Origin of the sequence: Antrihabitans spumae (genome assembly GCF_043944905.1) — a bacterium.
Lineage (GTDB): Bacteria > Actinomycetota > Actinomycetes > Mycobacteriales > Mycobacteriaceae > Antrihabitans > Antrihabitans spumae.
The window spans coordinates 1-17,824 of the sequence record NZ_JBIMSN010000020.1 but is presented as its reverse complement, the minus strand read 5'-3'; the positions used below and the strand labels follow the sequence as shown (position 1 = coordinate 17,824).

The window sequence follows — 17,824 nt, the reverse complement described above, 5'->3', positions numbered from 1 at the left end:
CGTCATTGCGAAATCGTCACCAACCGGTCGTACAGACTCGAATCACCACACATGGAATCGGCGATGATGGCGAGCATCATCTCGTCGGTGCCACCGGCGATCCGCCCGACGCGGCTGTCGATCCAGAATTGCCCGATCGGAGTTTCCTGTGGCAGGTAGGCGACGCCGCCGAACACCTGCATCGCGTCGCTCATGATGCGTTCGCCGGTTCGAGCCGCACGCAGCTTGAGCGAGGCGATGCGGGAGATCGAACGTCGATCGAGACCTTCGGTCATCAGGTCGCGTGCCAACGAGGTGACCGCGCCCTTGAGCACGTCGATCTCGGCCTGACCCTCGGCCATGCGGAAGGCGAGATATTGGTGATCACGCAGCCGTTTGCCGAACTGGATCCGGCGCTCGGAATGCTCGACGGCCAACGAGATCGCCGCCTGGCAGCCTGCGACGAGCTGAGCAGCGATGGACAAGCGTTCGAAAGACAGACCGTAATTCAAATTCAGCAGTCCGAGACCGACTCTGCCGAGTACCGCCTCGCCCGGCAATTCGATATCGACGAAGTCGAGAACAACGGTATCGAGTATGTGTGTGCCGAGTTTGTCGTGCTCTCTGATCAGCTCGGTATCTGCGAGCGGAACGACAAACGTCGCATTTCTATCCGAGATCGTGCCGTCAGGTCTTGTAACTCTGCACAGAACAATCGCAAAGTCGGCTACGGCGCCGAGGGACACGTATTTCTTACGCCCGGACACGACCCAACCATCGCCGGTTCTGCGCGCGAGTGTTGTTACCGAAGAAAGGTCGCTTCCTGCGTGCGCCTCGCTCGCCGCGACGCACCCGACGGCTCGACCAGCAAGTGCGTCGTCACGGACTTCGCGCAGATAGTCGTTGGTGCCGAACCGGTGCAGCATCGACAGCACAGTCTCGCAATGGACCGACACTCCACTCGCGACGCCCGTGGGAACACGGGTGACGAGTTCCTCACCCAATCGGATTCCGAACTCGACATCGCCTGCAGGACAACCAAGTTCAGTATCCGAGTCCCACCGCCTGCGGATTACGCCGCTAGCGCCGAGGCTTTCGAGTACCGAACGTGGAAAGCGCGACGACCCCAGCTCTCCTGCAACGCAAGCAACCGCCTTCTCGACGAGGGCAGGCAGTTCGTCGTGGCCGAGCGCGTCTCGCGTCATCGACTGCGATGTCAACTGTTCTCCAAACACGTTGCATACCTGGACAATTGGAAAATGACAGAGAGCTACTCTTGGCATAGGAAAGTAGTGCCCTGGACAGCGAACGACGATGTTCGTCAACGACACAGGGGAACGCGCGCAGCGACGCTAGGCGAGCACCCCGATACTCGAAACTTCAATCAGCTTGCACACGAACATGTCTCGCGGCGACCAGCACAGCCGGCCGATCGAACCGAACAGACAAGGACGTAGGGAACGACGTGATCGTTCGACTCCCGTCGAGGATTCATCGGCCCTGGAACAGGAAGATCAACTCGCGTCGACCACCCGATCCGATGCCCTTTCGACGCTACGTCATCGGCTGCAGAATGTAGCCATCTTCACACCACTGAGACAAAATTTCCGTGCGCCGACGATCTTCGGGCGGACTCGTTCCTCTTACGGCAGGGCCATTCCGTAACAGTGTCGGATTTTCGACAAAGTGGCTGACTTTGTATCGGTCCGGAACGGTCGGATTAGGCCGAGGCAAACAGACCGCGAGTACAGCGCACCGCTGCAGGAGAATTCCTCACGCCCTTTCGCATCCGAGGCATGGACAGGTGCGAATTGATGCGTAAGAATGCTAGCGACAAGGCGATCTGGGCGCCTTCCATTGGGACCGAAATCGGCGTCCGTCCAATTCACTTAGTACTTACGCTGGCATCCCATTCCGCGGTGCCACGATGCGAGGGTGGTTCACGTGATCTACGACCAATTGCAAGCGCTTCCCGACGACTCGGAACCCTGGATCGTCGACCACACCCCCATCGCGGTCGAGGTGTCCGATACCCAGCTTCGGACGCGCGCCGTCGCCGACAGCGCGGCACGTACGGCGACACTGTTCGCCAATGGTGGCCTGCGGGCAGGCACCTACTGTGTGGTCTGGCTGGAAGCGCCCGTCGACATCCTCATTGCCTGCGCCGCCATCTCTGCGACGGGCGCCACGCCGATCATGATCAGCCCCGCGATGACCAGCTCCATCCTCGCCGCAACCTTGCACGACGTGCCTGGGATCGTCGCCATCGTCGCCGCGGATCAACGCTTCGCCGAATGCGCCGCCGTCGTCCCCGACGCAAAGCACTACGACTGGCGCGCCGTCGTCGAGGAGGCCGCCGGGCAACCACCACTCTCGAAGGCCGTCGAGCGCGGTCTCGACGAGCCGTACATCGTGACACACACATCGGGAACGACCGGCGTTCCCAAACTCGTGGAGTACACGGCGCGCAGTATCGATTACGACAGCAAGGTGCAAGCCCTCCTGCATTGGGGCGCCCGGTTGCGAGGCTACTGCGGTGTCGGTGTCTCGCCCGTCCACGGTCGCTCGGTGGTGGGCATCTCAGCGGCACTGCGCCGCAAAGCACCGCTGCTGTTCCTGCAGAACAGCACCACAGAAGAAGTCGAACGCGCCCTCAAGCGCTACCGGCCGATGTATCTGGAGGCGCACCCGTACAACTTCCGGGCGTGGCAGCACCTCGGCGCTACCGGCGCGTTCAAGTCGGTTCGCTTCTACGCCACCAGCTTCGACGTCATTCATCCGGACACGGTCAAAGCACTTCTCGACGGCTCCAAGTATCGCCTCGCGCTCTACGCAGAGGTCTACGGCCAGTCCGAATCCGGAGCGATCGCATCCCGACTGCATCTCAAAGGTCTTCGGGCTCTGCGCCGCAGGCACCGCAGCAAAGCACTCCCCGGACACCCCGTCGGCAGCCCGGTTCCGTACTGCAAGGTGCGCATCCTCGACGAGGACGGGAACAAGGTCTCGCGTGGCACGCCGGGCCGCATCGTTGTTCGCACCCCTGTCCACATATCGCGATACCTGAACCGCAAAGACATCGCCGCTCGCCACTACCCGGCCGACGGCTGGTGGGACACAGGCGACATCGGTATTCGCTCGAAACTCGGATTCCTGACCCTCATCGACCGACAGGTCGACAGGCTATCGCTCGCGCCGAGTGGCATCGCGATCGAAGACATGCTGCTCGACAAGTTCCCCGAATTCCTCGAACTGGTCATCCTCGAAGTCGACGGTCGGCTGATACCCATTCTGTCCCTCCGAGACGGTGAGCGGCTCGACACCGTCAAGTGGGCTGATGCGACACGCGAGGTCGAGCACCTCGATCCGCCGGTCGTCATACCCGACGCCCAGTTCCCCCGCACGATCACCGGGAAGATTCGGCGAATCGAACTCAGAGATAAGGCCCGGCACGGCGAAATACCAGTCAGCGCCTGAACTTCCTCTGATCACCCGCCGATAGAACAAAGAGGATCCGTAGCTGCTGTGGCATCGACGACTCAGGCAACATCCACGACGCGCCCTTCGCGAAAATTGCTCGCCTACCTGCAACTCGGCAAAGCGCGGATCTATCACCACAGCTACGGCTGGCTGCTTGCCATACTCCTGCTCAACCTCGACGGCTACCTCGACCGGTCCAGCGTGGTTCCTCTGCTCCTCGCCTTGCTGACCCTGCAGCTCGTGCAGTGGAGCGCGGGTGCCGCCGACGACATCGGCGGCTTCCGTGACGGTAGCGACGCACGTAACTATGCGGGCCGGCCTGCGGTCACCGTTGCCAAGAAGCCGTTGCTCACAGGCGCACTCTCCGAGGCCGAGGCAGTCAGGTTCGCCGTCACCATGTGGGTGGGGGCGGTTGTCACGGCAGCATTGGCGGCCCTGACCTACGACGGTCCGGTGTCGATCGCGCTCGTGCTGACGTTTCTGATCGGCCACATCTGGGCGTCGCAGTACTCGTGGGGTCTCAAAGTCAGCTATGTCCCACTTGGCCTCGAGGCGACGATCTTCGTCATCACCGGGTTCACCGCGTTGCTTCCGTACTGGTTGATCGCGGGGCAGCTCAACGCCGAGATTCTGCTTGTCTTCACCATTTTCGGCCTGTGGTTCCTGATGGTCGTCGAGTACGGCAACGCCTCCGACCGCGAGGGTGACGCGGCCGTCAACCGGCGCACGCTGGCAGTGGTGCTGTCGCCGCGGACCTATCAGGTATTGCTGGCAGCGCTGCTGGTCGCGAACATCGTGCTGCTCGCCGTCCTGTTCACCTCGACCCGAATCGCCGCTGTCGGCGCGCTTGCGGTTCTACCACTCGTCGCACTCCAGCTCGCTCAGCTGTATTTCGGCGCCATCCGACAAGACTGGCGGCGCGCGCGTTTCATGGGGATCCTCTCGCTCGATCTCGGCAGTATCGGCCTCGGAGTTGCGTTGCTGATTTCATGAGTCCGCGTGCGGAGGGCGGTCGAACATGACTCAGCACAGGATGGCCGCCGCGTTCATCACGTGTCGCGGCTCCGCGGACAACATAGTGTTCGGCGAGCTCGCGATACCCACGCTCGGTCCGAAGGACGTGCTGGTCCGCGTGTCTTACGCCGCGGTGAACGCAGTCGACACCTTCGTCCGGTCCGGCGCCTACCGGACCTCGATCGAGTTCCCCTTCGTGGTTGGACGCGATGCCGTCGGCACCGTCGTCGAGTGCGGATCGGCAGTGGTCGGGTTCGAGCCGGGCATGCAGGTGTGGAGCAACAGCCTCGGCTACGACGGCAGACAGGGCAGTGCAGCCGAGTACGCCGCCATCCCGATGCAGCGTCTCTACCGTCTGCCCGACTCCGTCGACCCCGCGCACGCGGCGGCGCTGGCGCACCCCGTTGCCACGGCCTACCTCGCGTTGCGCAGCTGCGGACTTCGCAACGGCGACACCGTCGTCGTGTCGGGGGCAGCAGGCAACGTTGGCAGTGCACTCGTCGCCATGGCCGTTCGGATCGGCGCCAGAGTCGTGGCGACCGCCGCAGCGTTCGACGCGCACCACTGCCGCAGCATCGGCGCCGACGTCGTACTCGACTCCAGGGACCCCGACCTTTCAGAGCGAATCGCAGCCGTCGCGCCGGGCGGCGCCGATGTCTTCGTTGCCACGCACCCCGCAATCAGCGGAACCGACATCGACCTGCTCGCCGAGCGCGGCCGACTCCTCGTCATCGCAGGCGCGCGGACACAAGTCGACTTCGCGCTCGGGGCGCTCTACATGCGGTCACGCTCGATCCACGGTTTCGCCATCTCGACTGCGACACCCGACGAACTCGCAGAGGCGGCGGCGATACTCGACGCCGTTCTCGTCGACGGCACCGTTACGCCACGACGCGTCGAGGTACTTCCGCTCGCCGCCGCTGCCGCGGCGCACAAGCGGATCGAGCGCGACGGTCAGCACGGCACCCGCATACTGCTCGAACCCGGCCGCTGAGGCAGTCGAGCAGCCGCGCACAGCGCTCCTACGAGGTCGACGCAGCCGCCACACCCGGTCGTGGCTCGCGTGCTGCGGGCGAGCGCGGCCACCGTGTCCTCGCCGCGCATGATCGCAGCCGTCACTGCACCTTTGCTGATCGAGTTGCAGCGGCAGACAAGCGCGTCGTCGGGCATCCTTGGCAAATCGGCGTCCGCAGGGACCGCGCCGCGGCCGACCAGTAGCGCGAGCCGATCGCTCGGCACCACGGTCTGGCGGTCGTAAAGTTGCGCAACCGTTCCCGCTGCGTGCGGGGTGTTGATCAGCAGCGCACCGACCAGCCTGTCGTCGGCGATGACAAGCTTGGCGTACGTGCCACGTGCCGAATCCGCGATCGACACCACCTCGTGAGATCGGCTGTTCGTTTCGGCGTCGATCAGGCCCATCGATGCCAAGTCGATGCCGTGCGCTTTCACCCTCACAACATTGTCGGTACCGAGGTATCGCGAACCGATGTCGCGCTCGGAGATCAGATCGGCGACCACGTCCGCCTGCTCCCACGCAGGGCGAACCAGTCCATTGACGATGCCGCGATGTTCGGCGCAATCCCCGATCGCCCACACCTTGGCCGTATCGGTCCGCAGACAGTCGTCGACCGTGATCCCGCGATCGGTTCCGATCCCCGCCCTTGCGGCCAGTTCCACGTCGGGTCGCACTCCCGCCGACAGCAACACCAGGTCTGCTCCCAGCCGCGTTCCGTCGTCGAGCGTCAGTTCGCTGTCTGCGAAAGAGGCTGCAATTCTTCCTAATTCGAGTCGCAGACCGATCTGCTCGAGCGTGCGCGCAAGGACCGCACCGCCGACGGCATCGGTCTGGCGTGCCAGCGGCGAGTCGCACACATCGACTACGGCAACATCGACCGACCGGCTCCGCAGGGCGCACGCCACCTCGAGTCCGAGCAGACCAGCGCCGACGACGACAACCCGAAGCCCCGGCTCCAACTGTGCGGCAATACGTTTGCAGTCATCCAACGTCCGGTAGACGACCACTCCTCGCGCCGCCGAGCCGTCCGCTCGGTACACGCCGCGGATCCTCGGCAGACAGGGGACGGCTCCCGTCGCGAGGACGAGTTCGTCGTACTCGACCAGCGAACCGTCCGAACATCGCACCGATCGTGCCGCAACATCGAGGTCGACAGCTTTGACCCCGATGCGGACATCGATGTCGTTCGCACGCCACCAGTCAGCGGGCCGCAACGTAGCGTCGTCGACCGTCATCGTTCCGGTGAGGATGTGGGACAACATAATTCGGTTGTATCCCGGATGCTGCTCGGCACCGATCACGATGATCCGCAGCGCCGCCGCGCAAGGATCGCGATACCGAAGCTCCTCGGCAAGCCGAGCACCCGCCATCCCGTTCCCGACGATCACCACCCGCTTCAGCATGTCGTTGCCGCTTCCAAGCGCACAACGCACGACTTGAACTCGGGCATCCGACTCGTTGGATCCAGCGCGGTGCTCGTCACCAGATTTGCTCGAGCGGCACCGGGGAAGTGGAACGGAAGAAAGACTGTGTCGGGCCTCATCGACTCGTCGCAGCGGACCACGCCTACGGTCACACCACGGCGGCCGACGACCCTGGCCAGATCGCCGTTTGCCAGGCCCGCGCGCTGCGCTGTGTCGGGGTGCACCTGCACGAACATCTCGCCTGCGCTGCTGCGTAGTTCGTCGACCCGCCTGGTTTGCGATCCGGACTGGTAGTGCGCCTGGATCCGGCCCGTCGTCGCAACGAGCGGGAAGGTCGCGTCGACGGTCTCGGCAGCGCCACGATGCCTCGGTCCGACGAACCTCGCCCTACCGTCCGGCGTAGAGAAACCGTCGAGAAACATCCGCGGCGTGCCGGGATGGCCCGCATCAGGGCATGGCCAGTGCACGGCCTGTTCCCGATCGAGTCGGTCGTAGTCGATCCCCGAATAGTCGGCAGCTCCACCTGCAGAAGCTCGCCCGATCTCGTCGAAGACCGCCCGGGGTTCCGTCGCGAACCGATTTGCCGGCTGACCGAGCCTGATCGCAAGTGCAGCAAGCACTTCCAGATCCGATCGCGGACCTACGGGCGGAGCGACGGCCCGACGACGCCGAAGCACCCTCCCTTCGAGGCTCGTCGTTGTGCCGTCCTCCTCCGCCCACTGCAGCACGGGAAGAACGACATCGGCGACGGCAGCTGTCTCGGATAGCACAAAATCCGATACGACCAGCAGATCGAGCGCGGCGAGTCGGTCGACTATCCGTTGGCTGCGCGGCGCCGACACGACGAGGTTGGAGCCGTGCACGAGCAACACTCGAGGACCGTCCGCAGCACCGAGCGCGTCGAGCAGCTCGTACGCACTCTTCCCCGGACCGGGAAGTAGGTCGGGGTCGACGCCCCACACTGCTGCGACGTGTCGTCTAGCGGCCGGATCGACGATCGCTCGGTAGCCAGGCAGTTGGTCGGCCTTCTGCCCGAGCTCGCGACCACCCTGCCCGTTGCCCTGTCCGGTGATGGTTCCGTAGCCACTTCGTTCGCGGCCCGGCAGTCCGAGCGCGAGCGCAAGCGCGATGATCGCCGACACGGTGTCGGTACCTGTCGCATGTTGCTCCGCGCCGCGGCCGGACAGTATGTAGGCACCTCGGTCGCGTTGCCTGGCATCGGCAACGATTGCGACGGCACGTCGGATCCGGTCGATCGGTACGCCCGTCACACGTTCGGTCCGCTCCGGCCACCATTCCCCTGCCGCAACGCGTGCTGCATCGAAACCTGTTGTTCGAGTATCGATATAGGCGCGATCGAGGTAGCCCTCGACAAGTGCAACCCGGAGCATCCCGAGTGCCAGCGGCAGATCGGTACCGACACTCGGCTGCAGATGTATACCGCCGCCGGCGAGCGCGCGTTCGGCCGTCGGCGTGCGCCGCGGATCGACGACGATCAGTCCGCCACGATCGGCTGCCGCGGCGACGTGGCGAACGAGTGGCGGCATCGTCTCGGCGATATTGGCACCGAAGAGCAGGATCGCGTGCGCCGTAGTCAGATCGGACACCGGAAACGGCAGACCACGATCGACGCCGAAGGACTTGATCGAAGCGGCAGCAGCAGAAGACATGCAGAACCTGCCGTTGTAATCGATGTTCGCCGTGCCGAGCGCTACGCGGGCGAACTTGCCGAGGGTGTAGGCCTTTTCGTTGGTGAGCGCACCTCCCCCGAATACGGCGACTGCATCGGCACCGCCGCTCTCGCGTGCGCGCCGGACGCCGTCGGCCACCACATCGAGCGCTGTCTCCCAATCGGTCGGCTGCAGTGTGCCGGCTACTCGAACGAGCGGGGTGAGAAGGCGATCAGGGATTCGCAGCAATTCGGCGCTCGTCCAACCTTTCTGGCAGAGGCCACCCTGATTCGTCGGAAACGACCGGCCACCGACCTGCACCGTCTGCGCCGGTGCGATGGCGTCGTCGTCGCGCGTCAGTGTCATCGCACACTGCAGACCGCAGTAGGGGCAGTGCGTTGGCGTTTCGACCGAACGTGAACTCATACCCGCGTGATGCTGGACAGGGCTCGCTCGGCGACCAATCCATCGTCGCCGGTCATCGAATCGACCGCGCGCCGACGCAGAAAGACGTACCAGGTGACGATCGCGCACAGCAGATAGAAGCCCGCGAACACGAAGAACGCGTCGGTCGCCGACTTGGCAGCACCGCTGTACGAGATGCGCAGCACGACATTGATCAACACGCCTCCGATGGCCCCGATCGCACCCGCAAAGCCGATCAATGCACCGGCCATCGACCGCGACCACGCAGCGCGCTCGTTCGGTGTGCGGTCGGAAAGTCGCCATGACCTGACTTCGAACACCGCCGGAATCATCTTGTAGGTCGACCCGTTTCCGACACCGGACAGGATGAACAGAACGATGAAGGCCAACACGTAGACCGCCATCACGCCGCCACCGGTCGCCCCGGATGTGTTGTCGTCGACCGAGCTTGCGACAACGAGCGCGCCCGCGGCAACAAGCATCGCGACGAAGGTATAGAACGTGACCCGTCCGCCGCCGATACGGTCGGACAGCTTACCGCCGAGGGGCCGCGACAACGATCCGAGAAGTGGTCCGACGAAGGCGATCTGCGCCGCATGCAGTGCGGCTTGCGCAGGTGTTTCACCGGAAGCGACGAAGTTGATCTGGAGCAGTTGCCCGAAGGCGAAGCTGTAGCCGATGAACGATCCGAACGTTCCGATGTACAGCAGGCTGATCACCCACGAATGACCGAACCGAAGGGCGTTTACCATCACTCGTGGACTCAGGTCCTGCCCGGACAGGTTGTCCATGAATGCCGCAGCAGCGATCGAGGCAGCAGCGATCAGAACGAGATAGACCGCGCAGACGACGGACGGTGCGGCGTCGCCGACCGCCGACAGCGCGAGCAGACCGACGATCTGGATGGCCGGCACACCGAGATTCCCGCCGCCTGCGTTGAGGCCAAGCGCCCAGCCCTTCAGCCGCTGTGGGTAGAAGGAGTTGATGTTCGTCATCGACGACGCGAAGTTTCCACCACCGAATCCCGCTAGCGCGGCGACGAAAAGCCAAGTGGTGTATGAAGTTTCAGGGTGCAAGATGAAGTACAGAGCCAACAGCGTCGGTACCGCAAGAATTGCGGCGCTGACTATGGTCCAGTTCCTGCCGCCGAACTTCGCAGGCGCGAAGGTATAGGCGAGGCGGAGTATGGCACCGGTAAGTGTCGGAACCGCCAACAGCAAGAACTTGCCGCCCGTATCGATTCCGTACTTGTCGACGGGCATGAACAGCACCATCACCGACCAGATGGACCACACCGAGAAGCCGACGTGCTCGGCGAAGATCGAATAGATCAGATTTCGCTTGGCCACCCTGGCGCCGCCGTTGTTCCAGCGTTCGACGTCTTCGGGATCCCAGTCCGCGATCCACCGCCGCTCCCGCAACCTCCAACGACCGCCCTGTGTGTCCGCTTCGCCGGATACCGGAGACAAAGCACGCTCCCTTCGCACGTGGCCACCACCAAGCAAGAGACGAGCCGGGTACTGGACACCGCAGCGAGAGATCCGAGGACGCTGCGTCGCGACATCAGAAGCGCTGACTCACAGTACGACTCGTTGAAAACGTACCGCACGACGATTGCGGTACGACAGCCTTCGCTGGCCCCGGTGCACAACGGCGAAAGATTTCCGATCGCCCGGTCGTGCGACCGATGACTTACCTGACGATGATCGTCCGGTTGTGCCAGCCGGTCGACCCACCAGGAATCGGCGGCGTCCGCTCTTCGGTCTGCGTATTGCCGTCGAGGTCGGTCGCTCGAACTTCGATCACGTGGTTGCCGGCGGCCGCATCCCACTCGTAGGTCCATTGGCGCCACGTGTCGATCGAATACTCGGGCGCGAGAACTGCCTGCTGCCACTGCTGCTTGTCCACCCGGATCTCGACCTTCTCGATACCGCGCCGCTGGGCCCATGCCGTTCCCGCGACAACCACCCGACCGGCAGGGACGGGCGCAAGCGCCGCAGGGACGTCGATCCGAGAGGCCGTCTTGATCGGCGCCTGCGCACCCCAACCGCGTTTCGTCCAGTACGCCTCGGCCTTGTCGAAGCGAGTCAACTCCCAGTCGACAACCCACTTCGTTGCCGACACGAAGCCGTACAGCCCGGGAACGACCTGGCGGACGGGGTAACCGTGCTCGAGGGGCAGCGGTTGTCCGTTCATCGAGACGGCGAGAATCGCGTCGCGGCCGTCGCGCAGTGCCGCAACGGGCGTTCCACTGGTCCACCCGTCGACACTGGTGGAGAGCAGCATGTCGGCTTCGGGGTCGACACCTGCCTCGTCCAGCAGATCCTTGATCGCATAACCGATCCACGTCGCGTTGCCCGCGAGCGGACCGCCGACCTCGTTGGACACACAGGTCAACGTGATCGTGCGCTCCATTGCGGTGCGAGCGACAAGATCGTCCCAGTTCAACGTGATCTCGCGGTCGACCATGCCGTGAATGCGCAGCTGCCAGTCGTCGCGGACCAACTTGGGGACCTGCAACGCTGTGTCGATTCGATAGAACGTCTCGTTCGGGGTGAGGAAGGTCGTCGACCCGGGAACGTTGATATCGGTGCCCGCAGCGATCGGCTTTGCCTTGTTCGTCACCGACGGCAGTCGGAAGTTGGCGCGGTCTGCGACGACGTCGGTCAGTCGCGCACCGATGTAGCGTCCAGCGACACCGATCGCGACAGCAGCCGCTGCGATGCCGGTGCCGAGGACCAGGAACTTGCGGCGCGGCAGGCGGGACTCCGAAACCGGTTTGAAATCCTCGTCTTTCGGCGCAACCGAGGTCAGGGCGCCGATGAGCAATCGCAGAACCAAGATTCCGAACACGACGCCGACGATGCTCGGGATCGCGAACGTCCAGTCCGACGTGATGCGTTGTTGCGACGCGTAGACGGCGACGAGTCCGAGCACGATCAACGCGACGCTGCCCAGCGGGCGACGCGGTCGTTCGATCAGTCCGATCACCGCACCGATCAGCACCATCGCAATGGACATTCCGATGAACAGCGCGGGCTTGTCGTTGGTTCCGAAGGTCTCGATCGCGAACTCGCGCGCGAACTCCGGAGCCCGATCGACCGTCACGTTGCCGACCGCGAAGAACGGCGAACTGTTCGGATCGATGGGGACCGCGGCAAGTTCACCGACCCCGAGCACCACACCGGCTGCGATGATTCCCGAAAGCCCACGGGCAACGAATCGTCGCCTTGGACGGGTCTCTGCGACCTCTGGTGGTGCCTGCGTGGTCATCGGTCCCTCGGCGGTCGGTTGTAGTGAAAGTGGGTGACTGTCCTTCGTTACACATAGACCTCCGGGATTGCTTTCAGGCGCAAAGCATTTGGATACGTCTGCTTTCTCAGGAGATCCTCAGGGAGTTTTTCGAAATCGGACATACCGATACCCATCCCTTTTGCCGACTGAGACGAATGCTTCACGAACAGCGGCGGCGATCAAGCGCCCGTCGTAGCCAATGAAAGAGGACATACAAGATGCGAATCCAACGCAAGATCGCCATTGCAAGCATCGCAGCGCTCGGCGTTGTAGGACTTTCGGCATGCTCGGACGACAGCAGCAGCGACAGCGCCGATGCGACCACCACGGCCGCCGCGGCAGCAACCAGCGAATCAATGTCGACGTCTTCGGCAGCAGATCCGGCCGCAGGACTCGTCGGCCCCGGCTGTGCCGGTTACGCCGCACAGGTTCCGAGCGGTGCAGGCTCCGTTTCGGGCATGGCAGCTGATCCGGTCGCCACCGCGGCCTCCAACAACCCGCTCCTGACGACCCTCGTTGCAGCGGTCTCCGGCCAGCTCAACCCCGGCGTCAACCTCGTCGACACGCTCAACGGCGGCGAGTTCACTGTCTTCGCACCCGTCGACGACGCATTCAAGGCTGTCGACCCGGCCACGATCGAGACGCTGAAGACCGATTCAGCGCTGCTCACCAAGATCCTGACCTACCACGTCGTCCCCGGCCAGATCGCGCCTGACGCAATCGCCGGATCGCAGACCACCGTCGAAGGCCAGCCCGTCGAGGTCACCGGCTCGGGCGATGCACTGAAGGTCAACGGAGCTTCGGTCATCTGTGGTGGCGTCAAGACCGCCAACGCGACCGTTTACCTGATCGACCAGGTCCTCACCCCGCCGGCTGCCTGATCAGCTGACGTTCGACCTAGCAAAGGCCGCGAACTCCGAAAGGGGTTCGCGGCCTTTGTCGTTGGTAGTCGCTAGAGGCTGTGGCACAAAAAGAAATCGTGAAGAGTTACTCCCTCTCAGAGGGTGCAACTCTTCACGATTCCGGGTCGGTGCAGGAACTACAGGCGCCCCATCGCGAAGTCCGCTCCTGCGATTGCCATCCCGTTGAATCCGTAGAGGACGTGCAGCGGGTTGGGCTGGCCGACGCCCGAGCCGTCACAGATCGTGTCGCCGGGGATGCAGTAGTCGATGGTCTTCGCGGCGTACGCCGGTCCGACGACGACCGGCGGTGCACCGATGTCGCGCATCCAGCGGTCGGACGGCTTGGCATACAGCACGACTGCCGCGACATTGTCTGCTACGTCCGCCGAGATGGGCGGTGGGACAGCGGCCGCATACTCGGGCTTGACGCCTGCAGGCAGACCGTCCATGACGGCGAACCCGGCGACTACAGCACCCTGAGAGTATCCGCCGAGCACGATCTTGGTTCCCGGGCAGCTGGCTGCCATGAACTCGAGGTGCCCCTGCGCGTCCCTGATCCCGTCAAGGACGGTGCGAGCGAAGGGAATCGGATTGTTGAAGTCGGCGCTCGCCTGGTAGTTCACGGCATACGTGCCGACCGACTTACCGGGCGAGCGCAGCCGCACCGACTCGGCGAAGGCAGTGCCGGTGATTCCGAGTCCCGCAGGCTCGGCGGTACCTCGCGCGAACACCACCTCGACGTCTGGGCACGGTGCTGCCATCGCCGACTGGGCGGGCAAACTGAGCGGCATCGCCAAGGCCGCGAAAGCGGCACACACGATCGGCGCAAAAGAGCGGGCGGTCATCTTGCGTAGGTTACCGGTCATACCCGCCAACTACCCACTGTTGGCGAAATCTAATCGCCGCCAAAACGATGCAGCACCCAGCGATCTGCGAAACGAACTGGACCAATGCATACGCGGCACTGGTCGCGATAGACGACGCCCTCAAGCACGCCGTCGCCGGACGGCCGTGCATCATTGTGCAGGTGAGCGACGTGGATCGGACACTGAACTTCGGTCGATGGCTTGAAGCGCTCGACGCCCTTACCGGTTCTCCCGACCTGATTCGAGCGTGGCAGGAGCAGAGATTTCGGTTTGCATACCGGATTGGCGAACTGCTTACTCAACAGACTGACAACAGGCCGTCTCCTGCTGGGCCTGCCGTGTATGGAGTCTTTGTCCGCGGAGCGGGGCTTGCCTATGTTGGTCAAACGCTCGATGCGCGCCGGCGCCTCCGTGACCTGCCAATCGGTGAGAGTCACCACCTGGCCAATACAATTCCGCCCGAACTGTGGGAGCGGGTCGTTGTCGTTGAATGGCCTCGGCTACTGAGCAACGTAAATGCCGCTGAGCGCGCGGCAGCCGACGGATTGGGGAGAGAAATTTTGAGCGCGACACCGGCCCCGCCCGCGTAGCTGGGGAATTTCCTCACTTGAACATCACCGGATGCATCTGCATTCTCTGTCCTCGACCAAAACAGAGAGCACGTTTGCCAAGAACTTCCCGCACAGGGGCAGTGGTTCGTATCGTTCGACGTCATGTCGGCACGAGTAACCGTAGTTGGTACCGGATATCTCGGTGCTACACATGCGGCGTGCATGGCGGAGCTTGGGCACGATGTCCTTGCTGTGGACACGGATCCGTCAAAGATCAATCTTCTCCGCACGGGCCGTGCGCCGTTCTTTGAACCTCATCTCGATGAGGTTCTGCAGAGAAATATTGCAGCCGGACGGCTGCACTTCAGTACATCGTACGATGCCGTCGGCACTTGGGGCGCAATCCATTTTATCTGCGTTGGCACACCTCAACTCGATCCGCTTGGAACTTCCGATCTAAGCCAAATCCGCGCCACGATCGATGCGCTCTCAGCACGGATCACTGTCCCATCTGTGATACTCGGCAAATCCACAGTGCCAGTAGGTACAGCCCGACATCTGATTGAACGTATCAAGGACACCGCATCGGCCGAGGCTGACATCGAACTCGCATGGAATCCGGAGTTCCTCCGCGAGGGCCACGCGGTACGTGACACTTTATCTCCGACTCGGATTGTTCTCGGCACCGAGAATCGCACGAACATCCGCGCGGAGCGGTTAGCGCGAACAATCTATCGCCTGCTGCTCGCGCGCCAGATCCCTATGGTTGTCACCGATCTGGAAACTGCCGAACTCACGAAAACAGCAGCTAATTCCTTTCTGGCAACCAAAATCTCGTTCATCAATGCGATGGCGGAGCTATGTGACGCTGCTGGTGCCGACGTCTCGGTGCTCGCAGATGCCCTCGGCTACGATCCGCGGATCGGGCGTATGCACCTGGGCGCTGGCCTGGGATACGGCGGCGGTTGCTTGCCGAAGGACTTGCACGCCTTAGTGGCAAAGGCTGATGAGCTCGGGATCGTGTCAATTGCGCGTCTCTTGCACGACGTCGAGCAGATCAACCTTCGCGCACGCGCACGAACGACTCATCTGGCCATTGCTGCGTGCGGCGGCACATCGCGCGACAGAAGCATCGCTGTTCTCGGAGCCGCATTCAAACCGGGCACTGACGATATACGCAACTCGCCCGCGCTCGACGTCGCCGAGGATCTCAGAAGACTTGGCGCCACAGTCACAGTCTTCGATCCACAGGCGATGTCTAAGTCTCGCAATGCTTTTCCAGAGCTTAAGTACGCTCGTTCAACGGCGCTCGCGTGCAGGAACGCCGACGCGATACTCGTGCTTACGGACTGGCCCGAGTTCTCCGCAATGCTTCCCGGCGACCTCGAAGCCGTCGTTCGGGGTAAGGCGATCGTGGACGGACGCAACTGCCTCGATCCCCTGACGTGGCGCGCAGCAGGGTGGTCATATAGCGCACTGGGCCGAATGGGCTTCAGCGGCTCGACTGCGGAGCGCCGAGCGCACGCCGACCCCGACGGGGCGCTGAATCCGTAACCTGGGCACATGAGCCTCTCCGATCCCCGCAGAGCCAGTCCCGAGCCACGGCCGGTGCGCAATCGTATTGCTGCCCTTCGGCATAGAAAAGGGGTCTCACGCCGCCAGCTTGCGGATGCCTTGAGCGTGCACTACCAGACGATCGGATACCTCGAACGCGAACTGGCCAGTCCAAGCCTCTTCCATGCACTTCAAATCGCCAAGTATTTCGACGTTCCGATCGCCGACGTCTTCTACATGTCGGAACCAGCCGACACCGGAGCCGCGCAACTTGCAGAGTAGCGCCGCCGAGTTGGCTTTTCGCACTTGCGGTCCGACGGATTCCGATCACCATGGACATATGCGAATCGACGACACGGCGTGCGTTGTCGGAGGTGGAATCGGCGGTCTTGCGACTGCGCTCGCACTTCATCGAAAGGGTTGGGATGTCACCGTGCTGGAGCGTGGAGCCGAACTTCGAGCCTCAGGGGGAGGCATTGGACTTACTCCCAACGGGCTGCTCGGCCTCGATGCGATCGGCATCGGTGATAAAGTTCGTGCCTGCTCCGTCGTCCAAGAGCACGGCGGAATTCGAAACCCGCGCGGCAAATGGTTGGCGAAAACAGATCTCGACTTCGTGGAATCGCGTTTCGGTGTCGGCATTCGAGCCCTTCTGAGGGCAGATCTGCTGAGCGCGTTGCACTCAGCTCTCCCCGCTGGGTCGGTGAGATTCCAAAGCTCTGTCATCGGAGTGCAGGGCGGTGGCTCGGCATTTCCAGCTGTGGTCACTACGTCATCTGGCGATTCTTTCGAGTCAGATATCATCGTCGGCGCCGATGGCATTCGCTCGTCTGTCCGTTCTTTTGTCGAACCGACACATCCGGGAATTCGGAGTTGCGCCAGTAGGAGTTGGCGGTTCGTTGTTCCCAGAAGTGGGTTGGACGTGGTGGCCGGCGAAACTTGGGGTACTGGTGCACGCTTCTCGATCTTGCCTATTTCCGACGACATGGTGCACTGCTCCGCGATCTTGCGTTCTTCTGACGACTCGGGGTCTGCGACAACCGCCGCGATCTTGGCCGCCGCGTACGGGGACTGGCATGACCCGATCCCTTCGCTAATTGCCAGATCGACGGCGGCGGAGCCGTACTACACATGTATCGAGGAACTTACGAGACCGCTCAGCAAGTTTTACTTCCGACGCATGGTCGTGGTCGGCGACGCAGCACACGCGATGACTCCGAACGTCGGTTCCGCGAACCTCGCCATTGAAGACGCCATCGAACTCGCGCATGTATTAGGCCAGCCAGGCGCGCAGAGATCTGCTGCTCTAGTCGAATACGACCGGCTCCGACGCCGACGAACGACCGCGCTCGGTCGTCTCTCTCGGCGGACCGGATCGGTTGCCGAGTGCACTTCGCCTGTGGCAGTTGCAATTCGCGACACAGCTATTCGTCTGGGCGGGCGTATTCCAAAGCCGTTGACAGCGCGCAGTCTCGATCGGGTAATCGGTTGGCGTCCGCCGGTGTGCTCGTGAATGTCGACTTCGGAGATATCACGTGGGCGGTTGGTGCGTGCAGCGCGCATCAGTCGCTGCTCGACCGCAACGACAGGTAGCTAGCCTGCCGCTTTCACGGTAATTCCTTCGGAGTTGGTGTCGTACATGAAGAAAGGTG

The 17,824-nt window shown here is 63.0% G+C and carries 14 protein-coding genes; 7 read left to right on the top strand and 7 right to left on the bottom strand.

Going from position 1 to position 17,824, the window contains the following annotated elements:
• Positions 1–2: 2 nt before the first annotated feature.
• On the bottom strand, positions 3–1,199 hold the full coding sequence (locus ACHIRB_RS04640; protein ID WP_395125185.1) for an acyl-CoA dehydrogenase family protein: 1,197 nt from the start codon (positions 1,197–1,199) through the stop codon (positions 3–5).
• Between the two features lie 724 nt (positions 1,200–1,923).
• Here ACHIRB_RS04640 and ACHIRB_RS04635 point away from each other — a divergent pair.
• From ACHIRB_RS04635 to ACHIRB_RS04625, 3 genes are read left to right on the top strand one after another with little or no spacing between them, the layout of a single operon-like run.
• Entirely contained in the window at positions 1,924–3,453 is a 1,530-nt protein-coding gene (locus ACHIRB_RS04635) for an AMP-binding protein (protein WP_395127621.1), read from the top strand.
• Positions 3,454–3,501: 48 nt separating this feature from the next.
• Positions 3,502–4,449 carry a UbiA family prenyltransferase gene (locus tag ACHIRB_RS04630; protein ID WP_395125187.1) on the top strand — a complete coding sequence of 316 codons (948 nt, stop codon included), beginning with the start codon at positions 3,502–3,504 and terminating at the stop codon, positions 4,447–4,449.
• Between the two features lie 25 nt (positions 4,450–4,474).
• Complete coding sequence (locus tag ACHIRB_RS04625; protein ID WP_395125188.1) at positions 4,475–5,464, top strand: NADPH:quinone reductase; 990 nt, start codon at positions 4,475–4,477, stop codon at positions 5,462–5,464.
• Here ACHIRB_RS04625 and ACHIRB_RS04620 read toward each other — a convergent pair.
• The 4 genes from ACHIRB_RS04620 to ACHIRB_RS04605 form a co-directional block, all read right to left on the bottom strand.
• Entirely contained in the window at positions 5,425–6,888 is a 1,464-nt protein-coding gene (locus ACHIRB_RS04620) for an FAD-dependent oxidoreductase (protein WP_395125189.1), read from the bottom strand. The genes ACHIRB_RS04625 and ACHIRB_RS04620 overlap by 40 nt on opposite strands.
• Positions 6,882–9,005 (bottom strand): molybdopterin oxidoreductase family protein, encoded by a 2,124-nt coding sequence (locus tag ACHIRB_RS04615; RefSeq protein ID WP_395125190.1) that lies wholly within the window; start codon positions 9,003–9,005, stop codon positions 6,882–6,884. Before ACHIRB_RS04615 ends, ACHIRB_RS04620 begins: the two co-directional genes overlap by 7 nt.
• Entirely contained in the window at positions 9,002–10,474 is a 1,473-nt protein-coding gene (locus ACHIRB_RS04610) for a nitrate/nitrite transporter (RefSeq protein ID WP_395125191.1), read from the bottom strand. Before ACHIRB_RS04610 ends, ACHIRB_RS04615 begins: the two co-directional genes overlap by 4 nt.
• A 223-nt stretch (positions 10,475–10,697) precedes the next feature.
• Entirely contained in the window at positions 10,698–12,278 is a 1,581-nt protein-coding gene (locus ACHIRB_RS04605) for a molybdopterin-dependent oxidoreductase (protein ID WP_395125192.1), read from the bottom strand.
• A gap of 239 nt (positions 12,279–12,517) precedes the next feature.
• Between ACHIRB_RS04605 and ACHIRB_RS04600 the strand changes: the two genes are divergently transcribed.
• Positions 12,518–13,180 (top strand): fasciclin domain-containing protein, encoded by a 663-nt coding sequence (locus ACHIRB_RS04600; RefSeq protein WP_395117508.1) that lies wholly within the window; start codon positions 12,518–12,520, stop codon positions 13,178–13,180.
• 158 nt (positions 13,181–13,338) lie between these two features.
• On the opposite strand, the gene ACHIRB_RS04595 is transcribed toward ACHIRB_RS04600, so the two are convergent.
• The gene (locus ACHIRB_RS04595) at positions 13,339–14,046 is read right to left on the bottom strand and encodes a cutinase family protein (RefSeq protein WP_395125193.1); all 708 of its coding nucleotides are present in this window, start codon (positions 14,044–14,046) and stop codon (positions 13,339–13,341) included.
• Positions 14,047–14,096: 50 nt separating this feature from the next.
• Positions 14,097–14,504: a hypothetical protein gene (locus ACHIRB_RS04590; RefSeq protein ID WP_395125194.1), complete on the bottom strand. Its 408-nt coding sequence runs from the start codon at positions 14,502–14,504 to the stop codon at positions 14,097–14,099.
• 276 nt (positions 14,505–14,780) lie between these two features.
• Here ACHIRB_RS04590 and ACHIRB_RS04585 point away from each other — a divergent pair, with 276 nt between their 5' ends.
• Genes ACHIRB_RS04585 through ACHIRB_RS04575 form a run of 3 tightly spaced genes read left to right on the top strand, consistent with a single transcriptional unit; the run spans position 14,781 to position 17,685 of the window.
• Positions 14,781–16,172 carry a UDP-glucose dehydrogenase family protein gene (locus tag ACHIRB_RS04585; protein ID WP_395125195.1) on the top strand — a complete coding sequence of 464 codons (1,392 nt, stop codon included), beginning with the start codon at positions 14,781–14,783 and terminating at the stop codon, positions 16,170–16,172.
• 9 nt (positions 16,173–16,181) lie between these two features.
• Positions 16,182–16,454 (top strand): helix-turn-helix transcriptional regulator, encoded by a 273-nt coding sequence (locus ACHIRB_RS04580; protein WP_395125196.1) that lies wholly within the window; start codon positions 16,182–16,184, stop codon positions 16,452–16,454.
• Positions 16,357–17,685, top strand: coding sequence for an FAD-dependent oxidoreductase (locus ACHIRB_RS04575; RefSeq protein WP_395127619.1), 1,329 nt, complete (start codon positions 16,357–16,359; stop codon positions 17,683–17,685). The genes ACHIRB_RS04580 and ACHIRB_RS04575 overlap by 98 nt, the downstream gene beginning before the upstream one ends.
• Positions 17,686–17,824 lie beyond the last annotated feature (139 nt).